This window comes from Bacillus sp. WC2503 (assembly GCF_052682895.1).
In genome coordinates this window covers 1,291,191-1,312,112 of sequence record NZ_JBQYMD010000001.1, presented here as the reverse complement: position 1 = coordinate 1,312,112, position 20,922 = coordinate 1,291,191, and the positions used below count along the sequence as shown (strand labels likewise).

Here is a 20,922-nt window from a genome sequence, read left to right as displayed (position 1 = left end):
TAAAGTAATTTAGCCATACAACGTATGGTTGCATGGCTAAATTATATATTTCTTTTTATCTGTCTTATTGTAGACCGAAATTACGAGAAAGATCTTCGTCATGTCTAGCAACAGCCTCTGCAGTTTTATTAAGCTGCATATTAATTTCTTGTAATAGCTGTGCGAAGTTTTGTACTTTTGGTTTTAATTGATTGAACTGTTGATCAAAGCCTTCAAAAGCACGACCTTCCCATTCTCCTCTTAATTCATTTTGTAAGTTTTGTAGCTGACGTAAGATGTCCTCAATTTGATTTGCACCTTGTCCATATCGAGTCGCTTTTGATTTAAGCTCCTCTGGTGACATACGAATTTGTCCTGCCATTATTAAATCCCCCTTAAAATTTAAAAATAGTAAAATTAACCAATAATCAATTCTACAAATTGATTATATCAATAATTTAAAAATTTCTAAACAAAAAAATGATATTTTTCCAAAATTTCTCTTTTACTATAATAACGATATATTGTATAATATAAATTTTCTATTTTTTAAGAAACTACTATTACTTGAAAATAAAAATCAATTAAACAAATTCTACAAATGTTATTCTTAACAATAGAAAAAAAGATTACCTAACATGAATGCGTATATTTCCCATTAAAAAGTTTGATTAAAACTCTATTGGAATTCTTTAATTAAAAGAAATACAGCCTCGCAATTTTTCTCACTTCAAAGTCATAATTACCTGTCTTTCAACAAACCCAAGTTCTTCGTACATCTCTTTCGCAAAATTCCCAGCAAATACATTTAATCGAATTTCTGAATATTTCTCCTTCAATTCCTTAATACCGGCCTCCATCAGTTCTCGTGATATCCCTCTCCCTCGATACTCTGAAAAAACGTATAGCTCATATATAAATCCAAGTTTTTCACGAGAAAAATAGTCAGTATTTTCCCCTATTAATATCCACCCTAATATTTTATTTTCTTCTTTAATGACTAAATAACATGCTCCCTTTTCTACTATTGGTTTTGTAATTTCAATCGCTTTCTCTGTACTTAATTGGCAATTCCCTCTCGTCCCTTCAAAAAGCGATTGGGCTGCATATTTTAATATTTTACTTGTATCTTCTTGATTCGCCTTTATTATCATTTTTCACAACCCCCATCCTTAATAGGCATTACTATCGATTGTTCAAGATTCTCCGCTTCCATAATAATTGCCAGTAATCCATGTTCTGTACTCGTCTCATGAAACTCTCCTTTCTCCCAAAACACAGCTTGTCCAGCTCTTATCTTTACTTTTTCTTTATCTGCCCCACACACATATCCTTCTCCGTCCATAATAAGAAGCAGCTGTGATACAACTGCTTCATGATATCCAATTATTCCATTCTCTTGTAAATGCATAGCACCGATATGTACATTCCCTTGGTGGTTTACTATTTTCGACATTATGAAATTAGATTGAAATACTGATATGCGCTTTCCCGCTTTTTCACTAAAATCAAAAATCTTCACTTCTAGTCCTCCTTATATGTATAAAACCATCCTTACTGTCTGCATCAAATGTCCTTCAAAGTCTTCTTCAAATTGCTCTAATTCAGCAAAACCTTTCGCTTCATAAAAATGTTTACCTTTTTCATTTGCTGCTTCTACATGAATGTATAGTTTCCGAATTCCTTTTAATACCGTTATTCCTTTTTGTAATAAAGCACTTCCTATCCCTTTCCCTTGCTGATCTGGTAACAAATAAATCGCACCTAATTCTGCTTCGTTTTGCAATCTAACTGGTGAAAAATTAGCAAATCCTATTACTTCTCCCTCTTCCTCCGCAACGAATAAATGTGTATTTTTAAGACGATATTTCATTTTTTCATCAGAATATGCCTCGTCTAAAAAACTGTCTTGAATCTTTCTCGGAATAATGCCTTCATATGTATCATGCCAAGCTACTTTCGCTACTGTTTGTACAGCATGAATATCTTCTTGCTTCATTTCTCTAATTACATATGTCATCTCGATGTCTCCATTCTCTTTAAATTATATTCTGCTACTATACTAGAAGAAACGGCAGAACCATTTTCATAATTTACCTTAATTAATTTTAACTTTTCAATCGAAGCTGTTTTAACATCAAAATTCCCATATATATACTCCATTGCGCTTAAAAACTGAGTCGAGTTCAAATGATTCGCTATCGTACAATGCGGAACCCATTTGCCCGGTACATAATATGAATTTGGATTATTATGAAAAGCTTGGAAATGATCATGATAAGAATGATGAAGTGTTAACAATTCATCGGTAATAGTCGGCGCTAGAAAAATCGTTCCGTTTGTAGGAAAAGTTCCAACAGAAGAAAAAGTCACTGCAGCCATTTTCTCTTGAATAGCTACAAACTCCTCTAATTTCTTAGTATATAAATTAACATCTAACTCCTTATAGTCCGCAAGTGTGATATGCGGTTCTACTCCCGCTAATTGATTTGACTCTATTATATTCGTTAGTTCATTTTGCAATTCTATAATCTTATTAATAAACACACTATCAAATGTTGCAATAATAGCGTACATGCTTCCTCACCCCTTCGTTACATATATCGCTTCCCATTCTTCACGAATCATTCCCATTCGAATAGAATCATAGTATGTTCCGTTATAATATCGGCATTTGCGCATTCTACCTTCTAAAGTCATTCCTATTTTCTCAGCTACTTTCATCATTCGTTCATTACCAGACCACGTCGTGAGCCCTACTCTACCAATCTCCATCTTTTCAAATAATAAATCTCGATATAATGTTAATGCTTCTGTACCGTAGCCACCATTCCAGTATGTTGGATCATAAATAACAATTCCCATCTCCAACCAACGCGTCGGTTTATGTTCCCAATAAAATCCGACTGTACCTATAATTTGATCGTTATTTTCTATAATTAAATTTGATAGAGGTTCTTCTTGTAAACGAGTTAACATCTTTTCTTTATAAGGTGCGTATTCTTGCATTGAGTAAGGGAAATATGGCGCGTCCCACTTCTTCCATTCTGGATTTTCTTCTTTAAATACGAGGCTCCATAATGTTTTTATATCTGATTCTTCAATTGTACGAATTGTAACTTTGTTCCCCTTTTTTATAACGTTTTGCATAATTTCCTCCTACATTCCTCTTTATTTCATATATAATTATAATATTTTTTCAGAAAAATCAAAACAAAACTCTATAATATATTGTTTCATTTTGTTATTTGGCACTTAATATTTATGAAGAAAGTAGTCTTCTAACCTTTAATCTCACCATATTTCAGGAGGAATTTATTTTGGGAAAAGTTCAAGAGATATATCAACGATTCCAAGAAGATATGAAACGGAATCATACCACTAAACGAAATGACTTTCAGCATTGTAAAGAATTCCTTCTGTTCACTCATATGTTATTAACTACGGAAGTATCCGAAATAAATGAAAAGTTTCGTACAAGCATTTACAAAACGGAATGCCAGAAGATAAATCCTCCATAATAGCTAAAGATGATATATGTGACCGTAACGCAGTTAATAAAAAACAGGAGGTTACATCCCTCCTATTTCAGCTCAATATTTTACTTTCCTTCTTATTTATCTCAAGTAGAATCCCTTTCTCTATCCAGCCTTCTACTCCATTTTTTTTAATTAAATCATACCCTGCGCAGCTACCATCAATGAGAGAAACAATATCCCCTTTTCTAACACCTATTTGCGCACAAGAAATATCGGTTTTCACTGTGTATTCACCTGACTCACGTTGCCTAATATATTCATTTTTCACATTGAGTAATTTATTCGTTTCCTTTTGCTTGCATATTGTGTAATCTCGCCTCTTCTCCACCGGCTCTATGTAATAATACGGATATGTAACCCCTCCCTGCATTGTTGCATCAGCATTAAATTCTGCTGTTGCTTCATAAATTGGAAAATAGTCTACATATGTATAAGAAAACGTATCACCTGTTAGTTTCCTCTGAATGATAAATGCGTTTAATTGTCCTGCTTCTTTAATCGCATTCCCGCCGTCAATTGCAATAATTTTTTTCTCCTTATCAATAACTGGATTGTTAGACGGGGCTTCTTCAGAATAGTTCACAACAGGCCAATGCCCAACAACTACATACTTATTAGCTCTATGCGATTTATTAAAAAACTCTGGCATTGCTATCGCATTTTTGCGCGCTGTTTCTTTCCAATCTACTCTATCTTCCAGTCCAGCATGTACAAAAATATAATCTTCTGTTTCAATCGCTGTTGGCAGCTTATTTAGCCAATTTATTTCTTTTGAAAAGTGACTTAACAGTACTTCCTTCACTTCCTGAATTGAAGTATCTTCCTGAATAGAAAAATGTAATTGTTCTAACCATTCATTAAAAATCGAATGCTTTCTCGTACATAAATAATTAATGAGACCTGGATTTTCATTTAGAAGAGCATCAACTAAAACTTCACAATTCCCTTCAACAACGTGAACATTTAAATTACTCTCTACAAGATCCATTACATAGTCTACTACGCCGATGCTATCGCTTCCTTTCTCACAAAGGTCTCCATTAATAATTAAATAATCTTCATTCTTAAAGTTAACTTTATGTAGTAATTCTTTTAAAAGGTTCAATTCTCCATGAATATCAGATATTATGATAACTCTAGCATTATTAGGGATAGATAGTTTCTTTATTTTCTCCAAGTATAAACGCTCCAATCATTTTCTTTATTTATACAAAATAAATTATAAACCTTTCTAAATGAAATAGGTTCTATAATATGTCATATAGAACCTATCTTTCTTTATAATTTTTTATAAAAAGAATAACTTACCTTATCATACCCTTCCCTTTCATAAAAACGATGAGCATCAATTCTAGGAAACGCTGATGTTAAGTCGATAGACTCACATCCATTTTCCTTTCCCCAGTTCTCTATATAAGAAAGTAATACATTCCCATATCCTTTTGAACGATGTGCTTCTGCTGTTACAAGGTCATATACGAAAACGTGCTTCTTATTATAAAAGTTCGTACAAATTGCTACACCGGCAAGGCCAACAACTTCATCATCTTCATTACGTAACGAAAATAGTTTATAATTTTCTTCTTTCATTTTTCGAAATAAAAAGCCTGCTTCCTCTTCGGAAAGCTGTGTTCGTAATTGCTGTAAAATAGGTAATACTTCATGTAATTGTGCTTCTGTTACTACTTCTTTAACATTCATTTGAACTCTCTCCTAACAATTTGTATAATTTTCTAAATGTTATATCATTATTATAGGGAGTATCTGCCCTTCACTTAAGTGACAGTTTAATTATTTTTTATAAGGCCAGTTTTAAAGGAGAGTTCTTACTATGGATTTTACTATCCCATTGCAATTAGAAAGCAATACACCTATTTACTTACAAATTTACGAATTTATAAAATATGAAATTATACAGGGAACTATTTCTGTTGGTACACGTCTTCCCTCACATAGAAACTTAGCGTCACAACTTAATATTAGCCGCATTACTGTTGAATCAGCTTATCAACAATTATTAGCTGAAGGTTATGTAGAAAGTAAACCGAAGCGTGGTATTTTTGTTGCAAATGTCGATATTGACGTTATCCCGAATAAAAAATTAAATATGGCAAAGGAAAAGAGCAATTTAATAGAAGATCCGTTTGAATATGATTGTAGCCAAGGTCTTATTGATCAAACTGCTTTTCCGATTACAAACTGGAAAAGAGCGTTACAAGAAGCAATACTAAAGTACGAAAATGCGTTATTTGCTAAAGAAGACCCACAAGGTGAGTTCGTTCTTCGAGAACATATTTCAACATATTTATATCATGCGCGCGGTGTATATTCTTCACCTGATCAAATTGTGATTGGTGCCGGAACACAGCCACTTCTTTGGCTACTAATTCAACTGCTTGGTCCTACAAAAGAGTACGGCATTGAAAACCCTGGATTTCACCGTATACATGCAATTGTTAAAAGCTGCAATCAACAAATTCATCCCATTCCATTAGACGAAAAAGGGATTCGTATTTCTAACTTATACAATACAAATTCCAATGTCGCATACGTTACGCCATCACATCAATTTCCGCTTGGAATGATTATGCCTTTATCTAGAAGATTGGAATTGTTAAAATGGGCCAATGATCGCGATGGATATATTATTGAAGATGACTATGATGGGGAGTTCCGTTACGCAGGTAAACCAATTCCGTCTTTACAAAGTCTTGACTCAAATGAACGTGTTATTTATATGGGGACTTTCTCAAAATCTTTTTTACCTTCTTTACGAATGGGATATGTTGTTTTACCACCGCATCTTTTAAAAACGTATGAAGCGTTGCAAGGTATTTTTAAACAAACAGTCTCTACTACACAACAACTTGCTTTCGCTAATTTTATACAAAGTGGAAATTGGGAACGTCATATTAACCGCAGTCGTACGTTGTATAAAAGAAAACATCATACATTAGTAAAATTCATTGTGAAAGAAATGGGTACTAATGTTCAAATTCTTGGTGAACAATCAGGTCTTCATATTGTTCTACGTATCCATAACAATATGAATGAACAAGAACTTATTGAATCAGCTAAGAAACAAAGTATTAAGTTATATCCACTTTCTCCCTATGATTTTGTAAATGATTTACGCAAAGAATCTTACGTATTACTCGGTTTCGGTAGTATTCCCGAAAATAAAATTGAAACGGTAGTAAACTTATTGAATGAAGTTTGGTTTCCTAGTTAAAAGAGAATTTGCTAACGCTGAGTTTAACTCGTAATACAATAACAATTCAACAAAACAAAAAAGAAGATTGTCCAAAATAGCTTTTTGGACAATCTTCTTTTAGTTAATCACCTGATCGAGCGGTCCTTCCCGGACGCTTAACACCAGTTGTTTCTGTTGAATAAGAAGCTTCAATTATAGCAGTTGGATCTACAGAGAGAACGAGATCTTTCATTTTCGGATAAATGAAACGGTTTGTAATACAATAAATGATTCTCTTATGCTCTCCTAAAAAACCGCCTTCTCCATGTAGATACGTAACGGATAATTGCAATTCTTTCATAAGTAGATCGCCTATTTCTTTATTCTTACCAGAAATAATCATGACGCTCTTTCCTTGATTAATGCCATCTAATATGAAATCAATCATCTTCGTAACAATATAGAAAATTGCTAATGAGAACATCGCTTGTTCGATTGAAAATAAAATGGCCACAAAAATGAAAATAACTGCATTTACAGCAAGTAAAAATGTGCTAATTGGTACCTTAAAGTGTTTGTTCATCCAAACTGCTAACATTTCTGAGCCATCTATTGCTCCGCCCATTTTCACTACAATCCCTACACCAATTCCAAACAGTACGCCACCATAAAGTACAATTAATAGTTCAGAAGTTGTAATCGCTGGAAATGGTTTTAAATAAATCAATCCGAGTGTTGTAACGACATTCGCATACGATGTACGTATAAAAAATTTCTTCCCCATTACTTTTGCAGTAAATAGTAAAATAGGAATATTAAGTCCTAAAAACACGCCATACAGCGGTAATCCTGCAACTTTATTTGCCATAATAGCAATAGCCGTTACCCCGCCATCTACTAGTCCATTAGGCGCTAAAATAAGCTCTAGTGAACCCGCTACAATAATGGAGCCAATTGTTAATAATACGTATTCAAATACTCTCTTCATTCATTACCCCCAAAACTTATATATTTTCTTAGTATTATTTTAACGTAATCTTACTACTAATACAAAGATATCAGTTTATATACACAGAAGTTTCACCTTTACAGTGATTTTTATGTAATTGATTTAAAGCCTAATAGAAGAAACACACTTACATATTACAATAAGTGTGTTTTAAGCGTTTATTCTGCTATTCGCGAGCAGTAGACTCCCGTTTCAAATTTCAAGCTGAAACAAAGAGTCGGCTACCCAAAAACGCCCGATTCGTGTGAGCTAACAATCAGTTGTAGATGAACAAAGTCCACACTGATTAAAGTTTCACTTTATTTAAGCTTTAAATATGAATTCATTTTCATTTTAAATATTTCATCAACTGCTCTCTCATACCCACCACTATTTCGAAGTGACTTTCCAACTTTACGACTATTTTCCTTAAACGTTACATCATCCATTACTTCCTTTACAGTCTCACGTAACAATTCAGAAGTTAATTCTTTACGATTAAGCCTTATTCCAGCTCCTACTTCAGTCACTCGTTTCGCAACTAAAGGCTGATCTCCTGTTATCGGAATTACAACTAACGGGACACCGTAATATAACGCTTCACTCGAGCTGTTCATACCACCATGTGTCACGAATACATCAGCATGCTGTAATACTTCTAATTGCGGCACATAATTATACAACTTAAAGTTATTCGGAATATTTTCAAATTGACTTATATTCATTTTCTTACCAACAACTAATATGACTTTCGCTTCTACATCTTTAAACGCTTCAAAACATTTTTCATACAGGGCAGGTTGTTCATTAAAAACTGTTCCCATAGAAATAAAAATCACTTTTTCATCTTTTAAATCTTTAATAGGAAAACTGTTCTCTTCTTTTCGAGTAGCAATTGATGGACCGACAAATTTATACGATTCATCAAATACATCCGAATGTGGCTGATATTCTTTTGAAGTGTATACAATCGTAATATCGCCAGGATGATTCATAATATCATACAAACTATTACATTTCATTCCATACTGCTCTTTCCATCTTTCCATTCCCACTACACAAGATTGGTATAATGGATTGGTCTCATCTATTGGGCTCGATTCTTGCTCATCATTAAAAGTAATGTACTGATTAAAAGCAAAGGTTGTACAAGAAGAAACGCTTTGCAACTGTAGAATATTCGCTATAATACGTCCAACCGGAAAATGATTATCGTATATTAAGTAATCGTACTTTTCTCCTTTTGTTTCTTCTACAATTTTAGTAACAATACGTTCTGATGCTTCAATCATATGGGACAGCATCGTCAAAGGACTACCACCCTCATTAACTCGTTCCATAATATTAATTTGCGAAAGAAAATTCTCAAATGATCGAAATTCAGCGCCTGTTGCTTCAACCTTGTTTTTGTAATCTTCAATACAATATGATACAACTGTTTCCCCACGTCGAATTAACTCATTAACAACTGCTATCGTCGGATTAATATGACCTTCTCCAGGGAAATTTATTACGAGTACGTTCGCCATACCATTCTCTCCTTTCGATTCAACACACATTAATTAATACTTAATCATGTTAATTAATTTAAATCTATTATATAGGAATCTATTCTCCTTCTTCCTATCTTTCTCTTCATTTTATTATTGAGAAATATTGTCTAAAGCCCGCACTATTACGAGTACAGAACCTTATAAATAGGCACTTCATTCCCCTTTTACTTTTTATATCTCGTATCATACGAACTTTACATTCGAGCATTTTTCACGTTTATCATTCGAAAACATTATTTTGATAATTCATACAAAACTAGAAAAATATAATTTCTATGCTGATTTCTCACTATAAATTTATGTATGCTCTATATTGTCCCCTATCATGATCCACGGGGTACATATTCTGTTATATAATGAATTTATAGAATTTACAGGAAAATGAGGGAATTTCATGTTACAACAACTATTCACTTCACCTATTCTATCCATCCGAGCTTTACATCCAGGCTATGAAGATCATGCAAGTGACGTTTTTCTCATTCAAACAGCAGATGCAGAAGTTATCGTTCGTTCTTCTAAAATGAATGAAGAGCCAAATAATGATTTTTGGTGGGGATGCAAAAATCTCTTTGGAATTGATCCAAGGAACGTACATCATTTAGAAACGGTACATGCATTGCTGCAAAAACATACAAATCTTCCTATCCCAACAATTTTAGAAAAACATATTTTAGATGGCCGAGAATTCATTGTGGCTGAAAAATTAGTAGGTAATACAGTTCAATCTTTTATTGGGCAACCAGATTCTATTTTATTCAGCCTAGGAAAAGGACTAGCACAAATACATAAGTATTCAGCCCATTTCGTAGGAAATCCGTCACGTACACTCCAAGTTCCACTAGTGGAATTCCAGCCACACATTTTAAAAGCGAGTAAAGAACTTGTGAATAGGTTTTATTCCGATAACGAGAGCATATATAACGCATTTCATACTTTTGAGTCACAACTTTCTACCTTACCAACACCAAAGGAATCTACACTCGTCTTAATTGATATGGATCCTACTCAGTTTTTATCAGATGGTATAACTATTACTGGTTTAGTAGATACAGAAGCTTATGCAGTTGCCCCGCGAGAGTTTGATTTTATCGGATTAGAATATGTACTTTCAGAAAAAGAGGCTCATGCCTTTAAAAGTGGTTACGAAACAATTATGTCTATTCCTCATCTTGAGGAATGTAGACAGCCTTATCGTTATTTGTACCGACTGTTATCTGTTCAAGGTAGTGTGGAATTAAAGAAATGGTTAAGTTACCCATCCTATTTTTAAAAACGATTGCGAGGGATTATGAAATGAACATTGAAAAAAAGAAATCTTTAACAGCAAACGAAATTCAGCAAATGAAAGATTTAGCTCATATTTGCGGACAATACGATCAAATTGATTACTCATCAGATTTACATGTTAACTTTTTAACTGCTCGTAATAAAAAAGAAATCAATGATTTTCTATTTTTTGATGATACCCAATTAATTGGTGCATTAAGTATGTACGACTTTGAAAGACCGACTAAACTGGAGTTAATAGGATTCGTGCACCCAAACTTTAGAAAACAACATATAGGCACTGCCCTTTTACAAACTGCCATGAACGAAATACAAAAAAGAGACACAGACGAAGCTCTTCTCATCATTAACGGAGATTCCTCGTCTGGGAAAGCATTTGCAAATCAAATGAAATTACCTTATCTATACAGCGAGTATAATATGACGTGTAAATCAAATAAAAAACGAGAAACAATGAAGAATACTATTAAACTTTCCATCGCATCTTCAGAATTACTTCCTAATCTCATAGAAATCTCTAGTAAAGCTTTCGGGGATTCTGTAGCAAATACATCCACATGGTTGCAAAAAATGATGAAGTCACCTTCTCATCAAGTTTACGTTGCTCTTATGAATGAAAAATCAATTGGAACGATTACAGTTACTCACCAAGAGCGATCTACTACACTTTCAGGCTTCGCAGTCCATCCTTCTTATCAAGGTAAAGGATATGGTAAAGATATTCTAAGTTATATGGTACATACCCTCATTACAGAAGGAGTTTCAACGATTGAATTAGACGTCGAAACGAAAAATAACAATGCTTTACAGTTATATACACATTGTGGCTTTGAAATTATAATGAAGCATAATTATTATGACTTGTTCAAAAAACATCAATAGCCCAATTTTCATTTACGAAAAGTAAAGAAAAAACTGAATCATATCGATTCAGTTTTTTCTTAATATATTTACAACCGCAGTCGTTTCATTATTTTCTTTATAAACACGAGGAATTCTTCTGTCTAACATACATGTAACTTCATAATTAATTGTGCTCAACATATCCGCTACTTCTTCTACAGCAATTTCTTCTTCACCTTGTTTGCCGTAAAATACCACATCGTCCCCTACTTGTACTGGCATCGCTTTTGTAACGTCCAGCATAAGCTGATCCATACAAACACGACCAATAACCGGCACTCGAACTCCATTAATTAATGCATACCCTTTATTAGATAACTGGCGATTATAGCCATCAGCATAACCAATCGGCACAGTCGCAATCCATTCTTCACCCGTTGTTACATACGTATTTCCATAACTAACACCACGATTTTTCGTCGCATGTTTAACATGAGCTACTTTTGATTTTAATGACAATGCAGGCTGTAAGGAAACGACTGTATGATCCACTTCTTTCGAAGGATACATGCCGTAAACTCCAATACCAACGCGAACCATATTTTGAAATGTATTGCTTAGTTCCATTGACCCTGCACTATTTGAACTATGAATGTATGGTATTTGCATCCCTAATTCATTTGCTGTATTTACAGCTTTCTCAAATAAACTTGTTTGCATATTCGTATACGATTTATCAATTTCATCTGCCGTAGAGTAATGTGTAAACATCCCTACTACCTCTACATACTCCATACGGTTTAATTCTTCTAAAAATGGTTTAACTTCTTCTTCTTGCAAACCGATACGGCTCATTCCTGTATCGATTTTCACTTGAATACGTGCTTTATTTTGAAGACGTTGTGCAATTTCATTTATGCCTTGTAAATCTTCTATTCTATAGACTGTCATCATAACGTCATATTGAATTGCGGATTCCGCAGCTGCAACTGATGTATAACCCAATATTAAGATTGGTACAGTGATTCCAGCTTCTCTTAATTCGATCGCTTCATCGACAAATGCAACTGCAAGCTGGTTCACCCCTGCTTCAATCGCAGCTTTCGCAACTTCAACTGCCCCATGGCCATACCCATTCGCTTTTACAGCAGCCATCATTGCAATATTTTCATCGTTTACATGTTTTTTAAATTCTTTTACATTATGTTTTACAGCATTTAAGTCAACTTCAACAATTGTATCTCTTCCATATTTCAAACTCATTGGTCTAACTCCTAACTCAATAATTGCATTCCATTCTATTTCACGTTTCATATGACCTTTTACAATATAATACGTTTCACTATGCTAGTCAAACTACTAGAATTTTCGGAATTTTAAGTATGATATAATACCCTTAAGAATTAATTATATATGGAGATGAGGAGAATTACAATGTTTGTACAATCTGCGTTGCATCAACTAAAAGTTGCTGTTGATACTTCTATCCAAATACTGAATCAATATAATGAAAGTGATTTGAAAATAACACCGATTGAATCAAAGCGGTCATTATTTGAAATGTGTACACATCTTTCCCTTATTTGCCATGCTGATTTACTCATCTTAAATGGTATTTCGGAAAAAGAGTTACATACCTTTTATATAGAACAAACACCCGAAACAATTGCTCAAATGCAACAAATGATGATACAAGGGTACGATTTACTTTCTAAAACTTTTTTATCCTATTCCAATGAAGAATTAGCGGAAATTATGACTGCTTATTGGGATATTGCTTATTCTCGATTCGAATGGTTACTTGAAATCGTCGCTCACTTTTATCATCATCGCAGTCAAATTCACATTTTACTAGTTGAGCATGTTAAAGATCCTTGCATTCCTTTATTTGAATGAAAAGAGTGGAAACAAAGCCAATAAAGAGTATGACTCCTAATAAAATAAACGTCTGAGCATAGTTCCCTATTTTCATAAGATAAATAGAAATAATAGGTCCTATACTAGTTCCTAAAAATAAAACGAAAGTATAAATAGAAACCGCTATTCCCCTTGCTCTCCCTCCTAATTGGCCGACAAGAGAAACTAAAGATGGAACCGATATAGCAATACCTATTACGAAGCAGACGCTCATCATTACAAGTAACGGCAGTGTCGAAATAAATCCCATTGAACTTAGACTAAAAATAGCAACTAACAATCCTCCTTGAAGAACTTTCTTTACTTCGAACCTCTTTGTTAAACGACCTGCAAATGGTGATAGTAACATACCAAATAACCCTGCTAGGCGAAAATAAAGAATTTGTTCTGCTGTTAAATTGTAAGTAGAAGAGCTCAAATAATTCCCTAAAACAGTATACATATTAACAAAAGCCATTAATAAAACAAACGCAACCATATAGCTCCATACTAAGCTTTTATGTGTAAAAACTTTCCCCATCTGTTTCATTGGCCCCAAAATATCCGTATAAGCTTGAGACGTTTCCCCTTTCGGAAGAGAATAATGAACCCATACAGCAGTAATGATATAGACAAAACTAAGAAGAAAGAACACCATATGCCATCCAAAATGCTGACTAACAGCAGTACTTATTACTTGCCCTGCAATTCCAGCTACTAAAAAACCGGTACTAACAAACCCTATCGTTGTAACTTTTTTCTCTACTGGAAACATTTCTACAACGTAAGCTAACGCCACTGGAGAAAATGTAGCTGCTGCTATTCCCTGTAACCCTCGGAGAATAATAAGCCAAAATAAGCTATCCACAAACCCTAAGAAAAAAGAAACAATCGACAGTGCAAGCAATCCAATAAAAATCACTTTTTTTCGCCCATATTTATCAGAGATTGCCCCAAATAACAAACAACCTATAGCAAAACCTACCGAAAATATACTGCCTGTAGCCGCAGATTGCGCTAATGAAACTTTAAAAATGTCTGAAAATAGAGCGATTAAAGGAATCGTCACATATAGGCTGGACATAACTACCATACCTGCCCAACATAACACCGCTGTCATTACTGTATAATTCCTCCCACTATTTACTTCTTTTGATATTTCCATCATAAAATCTCCCCCTTACATTGATTTTCCTCATCGATTGAAAACTTATAAAGTAAATGACTCAAAATAAAATCCCTTCAACACTCACTCAATTCGTTTACGTTAATAAATACATTATCGCCCTTTAAATTAGCTAAACATATAATAAGGTAACCTAATTATATGTTTAAATAAAAAAGTTGACTCTCACAATCAACTTATTTACCTACCTTCGCCTAATTTCATCTGCATAATTACTTGCATTTTATTTAATAGCTTCTCTAACACTTGACGCTCTTCTTGATTAAAGTCATTAACTAACGAAGCGCAAGATGACCAAAAAGTCGGTAAAGAATGTGTAACTAGTTCTTTTCCTTTCGGAGTAATTTTCACCTTTAATCTTCTTCGATCTTCAGAATGATGGAACCTTACGATTAACTCTCGTTTCTCCATCCAATCTAATAAGCCGGTGACAGAAGCACGTGTAATCCCTAATCGACTCGCTATATCCGACGGACTCATGTTCACTTCTTCTCCATTCGATTCCATTTCACGCAAAATAAATAACAATAAAAAATCTAATTTGCTTTCCGAAATACCAAGCGGAGCTAAATCTACGTCAACAGCATCAAGAACATTATCAGACGTCCATAACATTAACAAACCAAGTTTTGCTGCGATTGGATCTGTATCCGTTGATGCTGTCTTTTTTATTAACTCTGCATATGGATCAATCCCTAAAGGAAGATCACATTTTTTTGAATCCATTCATTTTCACTCTCCTTCCTCCCATTTAATTAGTTTACCTAACTACTTTTATATTATACTCATTTCTTTCCTTTTATTGCAAGAGTATTGTTAGCAAAAAATCCTATTATGAAAACAGGATTTTTTTCACTGACTAATTATTTTTTCAAATGATCCTAAACTCTTTTAAAGCAAACGAAATGCCACCTTCACTTGATTTCTTTGTAACGAAATCAGCTTTTGTTTTTAACTCTTCTCCACCATTTCCCATTGCAATTCCTAAACCTACATACTGTAACATTTCAATATCATTTCCACCATCTCCGAATGCCATTGCTTCTGACTTACAAATATTTAAATGTTCCAATACCTTTTGGATTGCAGTTAGCTTCGATACTTTATTATCTTCCAACACATTCATAACATAACCATGAAAACGTTCAAACGTAAGCATTGGATATCTTTCAAAAAATTTTTGAGCTTCCATTTCATCAGCATACAGACATATACAATACATCTCTTCTGATAAGTTTCTAACTTTATCAGGATAACGCTCTAAATTTAAAGTTTCGTTTAATGCTCGTATTACACGTTCATCTTTTGGGACTATACCATTCATAGAAAATTCTTCTGTAAAGTAAGAAACACTATGACCATGTAATTCAGCGAAATTTGAAATATCATGAACAATTTCACTTGAAAGTATCGATTTATGAATAACTTCTTCCTTACACTTTATATGTCCACCATTTGCAGAAATAAATGTGTCTATGCCTAGTTCTTTAAATTGTGAGCATAAACTATATGGTCTCCCTGTTGTAACAACTACGTGAATCCCTTTATCTATTAACCTTCTTATCGCTTCTTTTGTACTTTCGTGCATACTTCTATCAATCTCACTTAAAAGCGTACCGTCAACATCGAAAAATACGACTTTATACATAAGTCTCTACATCCCGCCTAAATGATTCGTATCATTAATGAAATGTACCGTTTTTTGTTCACCATCAATTTCAATTAAACTTATTCCCGTATCTCCTATTTTAAAGTAATAATCCATTGAAATTGGCATTTGGAAAAATGCTCGTAATAGACTATTTATTACACCACCGTGTGCAACGATTGCTATCCGATCATATGTATTCTCTGTCACGATTTTAGAAAAGATTCCTTCTATTCTCATTCTAAATTCAATAAATGATTCTCCATTTTCAAAACGGTCATGAAGAAACTTTGGCTCAGGATATTTTTTCGCTTCTTCAAAAGATAAGCCGGCTTGCACCCCATTATTAAACTCCATTAATTCCTCTTCTAATTGAATTGGACAACCAATTGCTTCCGCTAATGTTTCACCAGTTTCACGGGCACGTTTTAATGTACTTGCCCAAATGAAATCTGGTGGAAAGTCAGCCTTCACTTTCTGTACAAGTCTTTGTACTTGCTGTCTTCCCTTTTCTGTTAATTCAAAGTCAGCTCTTCCTTCATGTACATTCAGGATGTCCGCTTCGGATTCTCCGTGTCGTATTAATAGTATTTGCATTCGTTCCCCCACTCCCTGATTTAATATTCAGAAGACTACATTATATCATATTTTTAACTTTTCATAATAAAAAAGGAACGGTCTCCCGTCCCTCACCCATTTACCTTCTCCGCATCATTCCAATAATACTTACTAAATGCTTCCGTTAATACATCAATTGTGTTATATAATTCATCTAACGTATTATCCACACCACCAACTTCAATTAACATCGCGTTTTTAGATAAATCTTGGTTATAAACGCCGTTTCCATCTTTTTTATACTTCGGAAAAATCCCTCTACTTAATCCGTAATAGTTTTCATCTAAATAACTATTGATTGCTCTTGCAATTTTTTCGTTTTCAGTACGTCCTTCATTTTCCATCCCAATTATAAAATATAATCTTGCATACGATTTCCCGTTAATTACTTTTGTAGTTACTTTCTTGCGCTGATCATCACGGTGTATATCAATTGGAAAAGTAATTTTATTATTTTGTGCTAATGCTTCCTTTACATATCCATGAGATGCTGTATACGATTGATACCATTTCCATTTTTTACTTGCCAGTAAATCACCCATATTCGTTTTATCATGAACTACTGGAATTCCTTGCTCTTCAAGTTGCTCCTTCATACGTTTTCCTAATAAGGACACATTTACATCTGGACTCGATGGATCGGTAGCTCCTGGTAATAAAGGAAAGAAGGATTCCCAACTATGTGTATGGTAAATGTATACTGCATTTTCACCTTTTTTCGTTCCGTTCTTTTTCTGCACCGGATTATTCTTTTCTGCTTCTGTAACTTTATCTTTTGCTACCTCTCGCTCTTTCGTTACTTCTTCAATCGGTACACTAGATTCATTCGGGATATTCGTAAAGTTTGTCCCTTCCCCAGCTACGATAATGTTAGAGTAATACTTTGACATACCAGGTACTTCTTTACCGACAAATGTTCTTAAATCTTTAATTTTCAAATCTGTCGCAATAGAGAACATCAAATTCCCAACAGACTCCCGTTTATTCTGCTTAAAATAATCAAATCCATAATAGTGATTCTCACTTTCTATCATTTGAACAAAACCTTGCATAGACACTTTTCCAAACCATTGATTCGCATAACTTGATTTCATTGTATGTAAAAGCGACGTCAAAATTGACGCGATAATTATTACTATTAGCGCATATAAAAAAAGTAACGAGATTAGTTTTTTCCCATGTATACGAGTTGCATACTTTTTCACTGTATCACCTTCTTTATACATGGATATGTACAAGCCTTTCGTAATATACGCACAAAAAAGAGAAATGGCATCCCATTCCTCTTCCTCACTCTTATTGTTCTTTACCTGTATCATTTGAAGGCAATTTCTTCGCTTGTTTTTCTTTAAAGATTTCTCCGATTGCCCCAAGAGTACCAAGTGTTTCAATTGCATTAGATGGAATAAAGACTTTATTTGCTGGTCCTTTTGCAACCTCAATCAATGATTCAAATGATTTATAAGCAAGTACGCGTTCATCTAAATCTGCTGCACGAAGTAATTCAATTCGATTTTGTTCTGCTTTTGCGATTTCTTCAATTGCTCTTGCTTCCCCTTGCGCTTCTAATTCTTTCGCTTCTTTTAAACCTTCAGCTTCTCGAATACGTGCTTCTTTATCCCCTTCAGCCATCAAGATTTTACTTTGTTTTTCCCCTTCCGCACGAAGAACTTTATCTTGTTTTGCTGCTTCAGCTTCTAAAATAATTGCACGTTTATTACGTTCTGCTTTCATTTGTTTTTCCATCGATGCTTGCACATCTTTTGGCGGGTTAATGTCTACTACTTCAACACGCTCAATACGAACGCCCCATTTTTCTGTTGCTTCATCAAGCGCTAAGCGAATTTCTGTTGAAATTTTTTCACGACCAGATAACGTTTCATCAAGTTCCATTTTACCGATAATTTGACGCATCGTTGCAGAAGTAATGTTACGAACACCATATTCATAGTTTGAGATACCATATGTCGCAAGTTCAGGTTCGACAATTTGATAGAAAATAATTGTATCAATTTCTACTTGTACGTTATCTTTCGTAATTACCTTTTGTGGTGGTACATTCGTTTGTTGAATACGTAAGTCGTGATATACACGAACGCGATCTACAATTGGGATTAATATATTTAATCCTGGGTGCATAATACGCTGAAACTTACCAAATCTTTCAACAACCCCAACTTTTTGCTGAGGAATAATTTTAATTGTTAATGCGATAAATGTAACTACAATTAGCGCGAATATAATCGTTAACGTTAATGCTATCATATTTATTCACTCTCCTTTTTTACTTGTAATATAGTACTATGCCTCTTTATAACAACGACTTTTTCTCCAGTGTCAATCGGAACATCTGCAATAGCTGTCCAAGTATCTCCATCCACCTTCACAATACCGTTCGTTTCATTTGTAATCGCTTGCACAACAATTCCTTTTTTACCGACAAGCATATCTACTGTATCCGTAAAACCTTTTGCTTCTCGAAAGTTTTTTGAAATTCTTTTCGTAAAGAATGTCAATGTTAAACTTACAATCGCACCAACAGTAACTTGTAACAATAGTGCATCAGGAGCAAATAAAGCAATAAGACCTCCGACAACAGCTCCAATTCCAAGCCAAAGCATATAAAACGTTATCGACAACATTTCCGCGATAAATAAAATACCCGCTATAATAAACCAAATCACCCAACCAGCCATATGCAACCCTCACTTTCTTTCTCATTTTCTATATGTATATGAAGAAAAGAATGGTTTATCCGCCCTTTCTCATACTTGGGCGTTTACTGCAAGCTATCGTACATATTTGCTGTTACAATGAGTATTAATAAAATACTATATCAATATATTCTTCATTATACATGAAAATTCCTTTCAAAAAATGACAAAAAATTTAATTCTTTTAAAATTATTTTTTTCAGTTTATAATAATTCTAACTCGAATTTGTATTTTTTTGGAAGGTGATATCCTTAATGTGGAATCATTCAATATCATACTATTTAGGATCAAAAATCTGTATTACTCTTGCTGACATCGTTTACATAATGATTATTACAACTCATATCTATATATCAACTAAATCAGCTACTATTACTGCCCTTTTTCCATTATTACAAGTTATCACAAATTTGATCGCAAACATATCTGCACCACTTATAATGAATCATTTTTCATCTTATTCAGTACTTTTTATATTACAATGGACAAAAACTGCCCTATTCATTTTATTAACGCTATTATTTCCGGTCCTTTCCACAAACATTGTAACTCTATTAACTTTCATTTTTTTCATTTCTTTATGTAGTGGGTGGAGTGCTCCATTACTATACAGTATTGTTCCACGCCTAACACCAAAAGAAAGATTAGTAAAAGTAAATAGTATCTTTTCCTTTTCATCACAAATTGTACAAGCGGCAGCTTATTCATTTACAAGTATTATCGTTCTGCTCATTGGCGCTACTTCTACATTCATGATTAATATTATTTTAATGATTTTCGGATGTATTGCATTGCATATTTCATTACATTCCATCCATACCGAACGAGTAACAGAGCCTTCTTCTTCAAAAAACACAGCTTTATTTGAAGGCTGGAAACTATTATTTCATCATCCTTCTTTGCGCACAGTTACATTAATGGACTTAATTGAAACTTTCGCAGGGACGATATGGATTGGCGCTATTACGATGGCATATGTAACGACTGTTCTGCATAAAGGAGAAGAATGGTGGGGATATATTAACACAAGTTATTATGTGGGCACGTTAATTGGTGGTCTATTAGCGTGGAAAATAAGTACATATATTCAAAAAAATTTAATACGCTCCATGGCGATAGGATCACTTATATTTAGTATTCTTACATTTTTATATGGTATAACAAGCAGTGGATTTATTGCGCTTTTCCTATGTGTTCTAATGGGACCATGTTATCAAATTAGAGATATTTCTCAAACGACGGTTTTACAATCTAGTGTCGCCCCTTCTCTATTATCGAAAATGTATACAGCACACGGCGCCCTTCTTTCAACAGCTGCTGGTCTTTCTATGCTTAGCGTTGGCATTATTACTGATATGTTCGGTGTTCGTACGATTTATATGATTGCTTCTTTTCTTATTTTATGTTCTGCCTGTTTATCTTTTAGCCTATTAAAATATCATAAGACAGAGCAGAAAGATATTTCACTTTAATC

At 33.9% G+C, this 20,922-nt stretch carries 24 protein-coding genes; 6 read left to right on the top strand and 18 right to left on the bottom strand.

What is annotated here, in order from left to right; genetic code table 11:
• Positions 1 to 64: 64 nt before the first annotated feature.
• From ACUN26_RS06910 to ACUN26_RS06885, 6 genes are all read right to left on the bottom strand, one after another.
• Positions 65 to 361 carry a WXG100 family type VII secretion target gene (locus tag ACUN26_RS06910; RefSeq protein ID WP_000918601.1) on the bottom strand — a complete coding sequence of 99 codons (297 nt, stop codon included), beginning with the start codon at positions 359 to 361 and terminating at the stop codon, positions 65 to 67.
• Between the two features lie 343 nt (positions 362 to 704).
• Positions 705 to 1,133 carry a GNAT family N-acetyltransferase gene (locus tag ACUN26_RS06905; protein ID WP_000584252.1) on the bottom strand — a complete coding sequence of 143 codons (429 nt, stop codon included), beginning with the start codon at positions 1,131 to 1,133 and terminating at the stop codon, positions 705 to 707.
• Positions 1,130 to 1,501 (bottom strand): cupin, encoded by a 372-nt coding sequence (locus tag ACUN26_RS06900; protein WP_000688064.1) that lies wholly within the window; start codon positions 1,499 to 1,501, stop codon positions 1,130 to 1,132. The genes ACUN26_RS06905 and ACUN26_RS06900 overlap by 4 nt, the downstream gene beginning before the upstream one ends.
• A 12-nt stretch (positions 1,502 to 1,513) precedes the next feature.
• A complete protein-coding gene (locus tag ACUN26_RS06895; protein WP_000222833.1) occupies positions 1,514 to 1,999 on the bottom strand; it encodes a GNAT family N-acetyltransferase in 486 nt (161 codons plus the stop codon).
• Positions 1,996 to 2,556: a 2'-5' RNA ligase family protein gene (locus tag ACUN26_RS06890; protein WP_000270900.1), complete on the bottom strand. Its 561-nt coding sequence runs from the start codon at positions 2,554 to 2,556 to the stop codon at positions 1,996 to 1,998. Before ACUN26_RS06890 ends, ACUN26_RS06895 begins: the two co-directional genes overlap by 4 nt.
• A 6-nt stretch (positions 2,557 to 2,562) precedes the next feature.
• On the bottom strand, positions 2,563 to 3,129 hold the full coding sequence (locus tag ACUN26_RS06885; RefSeq protein ID WP_001181779.1) for a GNAT family N-acetyltransferase: 567 nt from the start codon (positions 3,127 to 3,129) through the stop codon (positions 2,563 to 2,565).
• Positions 3,130 to 3,299: 170 nt separating this feature from the next.
• Here ACUN26_RS06885 and ACUN26_RS06880 point away from each other — a divergent pair, with 170 nt between their 5' ends.
• Positions 3,300 to 3,500: a hypothetical protein gene (locus tag ACUN26_RS06880; protein ID WP_000521186.1), complete on the top strand. Its 201-nt coding sequence runs from the start codon at positions 3,300 to 3,302 to the stop codon at positions 3,498 to 3,500.
• Between the two features lie 67 nt (positions 3,501 to 3,567).
• Here ACUN26_RS06880 and ACUN26_RS06875 read toward each other — a convergent pair whose 3' ends face one another.
• Positions 3,568 to 4,695, bottom strand: coding sequence for a metallophosphoesterase (locus tag ACUN26_RS06875; protein ID WP_000411335.1), 1,128 nt, complete (start codon positions 4,693 to 4,695; stop codon positions 3,568 to 3,570).
• Between the two features lie 101 nt (positions 4,696 to 4,796).
• Positions 4,797 to 5,219 (bottom strand): GNAT family N-acetyltransferase, encoded by a 423-nt coding sequence (locus ACUN26_RS06870; RefSeq protein WP_001101104.1) that lies wholly within the window; start codon positions 5,217 to 5,219, stop codon positions 4,797 to 4,799.
• A gap of 130 nt (positions 5,220 to 5,349) precedes the next feature.
• Between ACUN26_RS06870 and pdxR the strand changes: the two genes are divergently transcribed.
• The gene (gene pdxR, locus ACUN26_RS06865) at positions 5,350 to 6,750 is read left to right on the top strand and encodes a MocR-like pyridoxine biosynthesis transcription factor PdxR (RefSeq protein WP_000348004.1); all 1,401 of its coding nucleotides are present in this window, start codon (positions 5,350 to 5,352) and stop codon (positions 6,748 to 6,750) included.
• 103 nt (positions 6,751 to 6,853) lie between these two features.
• On the opposite strand, the gene ACUN26_RS06860 is transcribed toward pdxR, so the two are convergent.
• Together ACUN26_RS06860 and ACUN26_RS06855 are read right to left on the bottom strand one after the other, a co-directional pair.
• A complete protein-coding gene (locus tag ACUN26_RS06860; RefSeq protein ID WP_000831972.1) occupies positions 6,854 to 7,699 on the bottom strand; it encodes a YitT family protein in 846 nt (281 codons plus the stop codon).
• Positions 7,700 to 8,019: 320 nt separating this feature from the next.
• Positions 8,020 to 9,228, bottom strand: coding sequence for a macrolide family glycosyltransferase (locus ACUN26_RS06855; protein ID WP_000024446.1), 1,209 nt, complete (start codon positions 9,226 to 9,228; stop codon positions 8,020 to 8,022).
• A 418-nt stretch (positions 9,229 to 9,646) separates the two neighbouring features.
• Here ACUN26_RS06855 and ACUN26_RS06850 point away from each other — a divergent pair, with 418 nt between their 5' ends.
• Both ACUN26_RS06850 and ACUN26_RS06845 read left to right on the top strand, forming a co-directional pair.
• Positions 9,647 to 10,525: a hypothetical protein gene (locus ACUN26_RS06850; RefSeq protein WP_000941385.1), complete on the top strand. Its 879-nt coding sequence runs from the start codon at positions 9,647 to 9,649 to the stop codon at positions 10,523 to 10,525.
• Positions 10,526 to 10,548: 23 nt separating this feature from the next.
• Positions 10,549 to 11,424 carry a GNAT family N-acetyltransferase gene (locus ACUN26_RS06845; protein WP_002038523.1) on the top strand — a complete coding sequence of 292 codons (876 nt, stop codon included), beginning with the start codon at positions 10,549 to 10,551 and terminating at the stop codon, positions 11,422 to 11,424.
• A gap of 48 nt (positions 11,425 to 11,472) precedes the next feature.
• Here the strand turns inward: ACUN26_RS06845 and alr are convergent, their stop codons facing one another.
• Positions 11,473 to 12,648 (bottom strand): alanine racemase, encoded by a 1,176-nt coding sequence (gene alr, locus ACUN26_RS06840; protein WP_002093776.1) that lies wholly within the window; start codon positions 12,646 to 12,648, stop codon positions 11,473 to 11,475.
• 171 nt (positions 12,649 to 12,819) lie between these two features.
• Between alr and ACUN26_RS06835 the strand changes: the two genes are divergently transcribed.
• Positions 12,820 to 13,281: a DinB family protein gene (locus tag ACUN26_RS06835; RefSeq protein WP_000498009.1), complete on the top strand. Its 462-nt coding sequence runs from the start codon at positions 12,820 to 12,822 to the stop codon at positions 13,279 to 13,281.
• Here ACUN26_RS06835 and ACUN26_RS06830 read toward each other — a convergent pair.
• From ACUN26_RS06830 to ACUN26_RS06800, 7 genes are all read right to left on the bottom strand, one after another.
• Positions 13,250 to 14,446 (bottom strand): MFS transporter, encoded by a 1,197-nt coding sequence (locus ACUN26_RS06830; RefSeq protein ID WP_002093777.1) that lies wholly within the window; start codon positions 14,444 to 14,446, stop codon positions 13,250 to 13,252. The two genes, ACUN26_RS06835 and ACUN26_RS06830, sit on opposite strands and share 32 nt — an antisense overlap.
• 201 nt (positions 14,447 to 14,647) lie before the next feature.
• A complete protein-coding gene (locus ACUN26_RS06825; protein ID WP_000377473.1) occupies positions 14,648 to 15,193 on the bottom strand; it encodes a MarR family winged helix-turn-helix transcriptional regulator in 546 nt (181 codons plus the stop codon).
• A 145-nt stretch (positions 15,194 to 15,338) separates the two neighbouring features.
• Positions 15,339 to 16,115, bottom strand: a complete 777-nt coding sequence (locus ACUN26_RS06820) for a Cof-type HAD-IIB family hydrolase (RefSeq protein WP_000278963.1) — start codon at positions 16,113 to 16,115, stop codon at positions 15,339 to 15,341.
• A 6-nt stretch (positions 16,116 to 16,121) separates the two neighbouring features.
• Positions 16,122 to 16,712: a histidine phosphatase family protein gene (locus ACUN26_RS06815; RefSeq protein WP_001166462.1), complete on the bottom strand. Its 591-nt coding sequence runs from the start codon at positions 16,710 to 16,712 to the stop codon at positions 16,122 to 16,124.
• Positions 16,713 to 16,804: 92 nt separating this feature from the next.
• Positions 16,805 to 18,052, bottom strand: coding sequence for a stage II sporulation protein P (gene spoIIP, locus ACUN26_RS06810; RefSeq protein WP_002093778.1), 1,248 nt, complete (start codon positions 18,050 to 18,052; stop codon positions 16,805 to 16,807).
• Positions 18,030 to 18,998, bottom strand: coding sequence for an SPFH domain-containing protein (locus ACUN26_RS06805; protein ID WP_000561128.1), 969 nt, complete (start codon positions 18,996 to 18,998; stop codon positions 18,030 to 18,032). Before ACUN26_RS06805 ends, spoIIP begins: the two co-directional genes overlap by 23 nt.
• A 2-nt stretch (positions 18,999 to 19,000) precedes the next feature.
• Positions 19,001 to 19,429 (bottom strand): NfeD family protein, encoded by a 429-nt coding sequence (locus ACUN26_RS06800; RefSeq protein WP_000929499.1) that lies wholly within the window; start codon positions 19,427 to 19,429, stop codon positions 19,001 to 19,003.
• A 273-nt stretch (positions 19,430 to 19,702) separates the two neighbouring features.
• Between ACUN26_RS06800 and ACUN26_RS06795 the strand changes: the two genes are divergently transcribed.
• Entirely contained in the window at positions 19,703 to 20,920 is a 1,218-nt protein-coding gene (locus tag ACUN26_RS06795) for an MFS transporter (RefSeq protein WP_000267076.1), read from the top strand.
• Positions 20,921 to 20,922: the final 2 nt, after the last annotated feature.

Excerpts from the sequence above, each read along its gene's own strand:
- ACUN26_RS06910 (WP_000918601.1), bottom strand. The coding sequence starts at position 361 with ATGGCAGGACAAATTCGTATGTCACCAGAGGAGCTTAAATCAAAAGCG.
- ACUN26_RS06905 (WP_000584252.1), bottom strand. The coding sequence starts at position 1,133 with ATGATAATAAAGGCGAATCAAGAAGATACAAGTAAAATATTAAAATAT.
- ACUN26_RS06895 (WP_000222833.1), bottom strand. The coding sequence starts at position 1,999 with ATGACATATGTAATTAGAGAAATGAAGCAAGAAGATATTCATGCTGTA.
- ACUN26_RS06890 (WP_000270900.1), bottom strand. The coding sequence starts at position 2,556 with ATGTACGCTATTATTGCAACATTTGATAGTGTGTTTATTAATAAGATT.
- ACUN26_RS06885 (WP_001181779.1), bottom strand. The coding sequence starts at position 3,129 with ATGCAAAACGTTATAAAAAAGGGGAACAAAGTTACAATTCGTACAATT.
- ACUN26_RS06870 (WP_001101104.1), bottom strand. The coding sequence starts at position 5,219 with ATGAATGTTAAAGAAGTAGTAACAGAAGCACAATTACATGAAGTATTA.
- pdxR (WP_000348004.1), top strand. The coding sequence starts at position 5,350 with ATGGATTTTACTATCCCATTGCAATTAGAAAGCAATACACCTATTTAC.
- ACUN26_RS06860 (WP_000831972.1), bottom strand. The coding sequence starts at position 7,699 with ATGAAGAGAGTATTTGAATACGTATTATTAACAATTGGCTCCATTATT.
- ACUN26_RS06855 (WP_000024446.1), bottom strand. The coding sequence starts at position 9,228 with ATGGCGAACGTACTCGTAATAAATTTCCCTGGAGAAGGTCATATTAAT.
- ACUN26_RS06850 (WP_000941385.1), top strand. The coding sequence starts at position 9,647 with ATGTTACAACAACTATTCACTTCACCTATTCTATCCATCCGAGCTTTA.
- ACUN26_RS06845 (WP_002038523.1), top strand. The coding sequence starts at position 10,549 with ATGAACATTGAAAAAAAGAAATCTTTAACAGCAAACGAAATTCAGCAA.
- alr (WP_002093776.1), bottom strand. The coding sequence starts at position 12,648 with ATGAGTTTGAAATATGGAAGAGATACAATTGTTGAAGTTGACTTAAAT.
- ACUN26_RS06835 (WP_000498009.1), top strand. The coding sequence starts at position 12,820 with ATGTTTGTACAATCTGCGTTGCATCAACTAAAAGTTGCTGTTGATACT.
- ACUN26_RS06830 (WP_002093777.1), bottom strand. The coding sequence starts at position 14,446 with ATGGAAATATCAAAAGAAGTAAATAGTGGGAGGAATTATACAGTAATG.
- ACUN26_RS06825 (WP_000377473.1), bottom strand. The coding sequence starts at position 15,193 with ATGGATTCAAAAAAATGTGATCTTCCTTTAGGGATTGATCCATATGCA.
- ACUN26_RS06820 (WP_000278963.1), bottom strand. The coding sequence starts at position 16,115 with ATGTATAAAGTCGTATTTTTCGATGTTGACGGTACGCTTTTAAGTGAG.
- ACUN26_RS06815 (WP_001166462.1), bottom strand. The coding sequence starts at position 16,712 with ATGCAAATACTATTAATACGACACGGAGAATCCGAAGCGGACATCCTG.
- spoIIP (WP_002093778.1), bottom strand. The coding sequence starts at position 18,052 with ATGATACAGGTAAAGAACAATAAGAGTGAGGAAGAGGAATGGGATGCC.
- ACUN26_RS06805 (WP_000561128.1), bottom strand. The coding sequence starts at position 18,998 with ATGATAGCATTAACGTTAACGATTATATTCGCGCTAATTGTAGTTACA.
- ACUN26_RS06800 (WP_000929499.1), bottom strand. The coding sequence starts at position 19,429 with ATGGCTGGTTGGGTGATTTGGTTTATTATAGCGGGTATTTTATTTATC.
- ACUN26_RS06795 (WP_000267076.1), top strand. The coding sequence starts at position 19,703 with ATGTGGAATCATTCAATATCATACTATTTAGGATCAAAAATCTGTATT.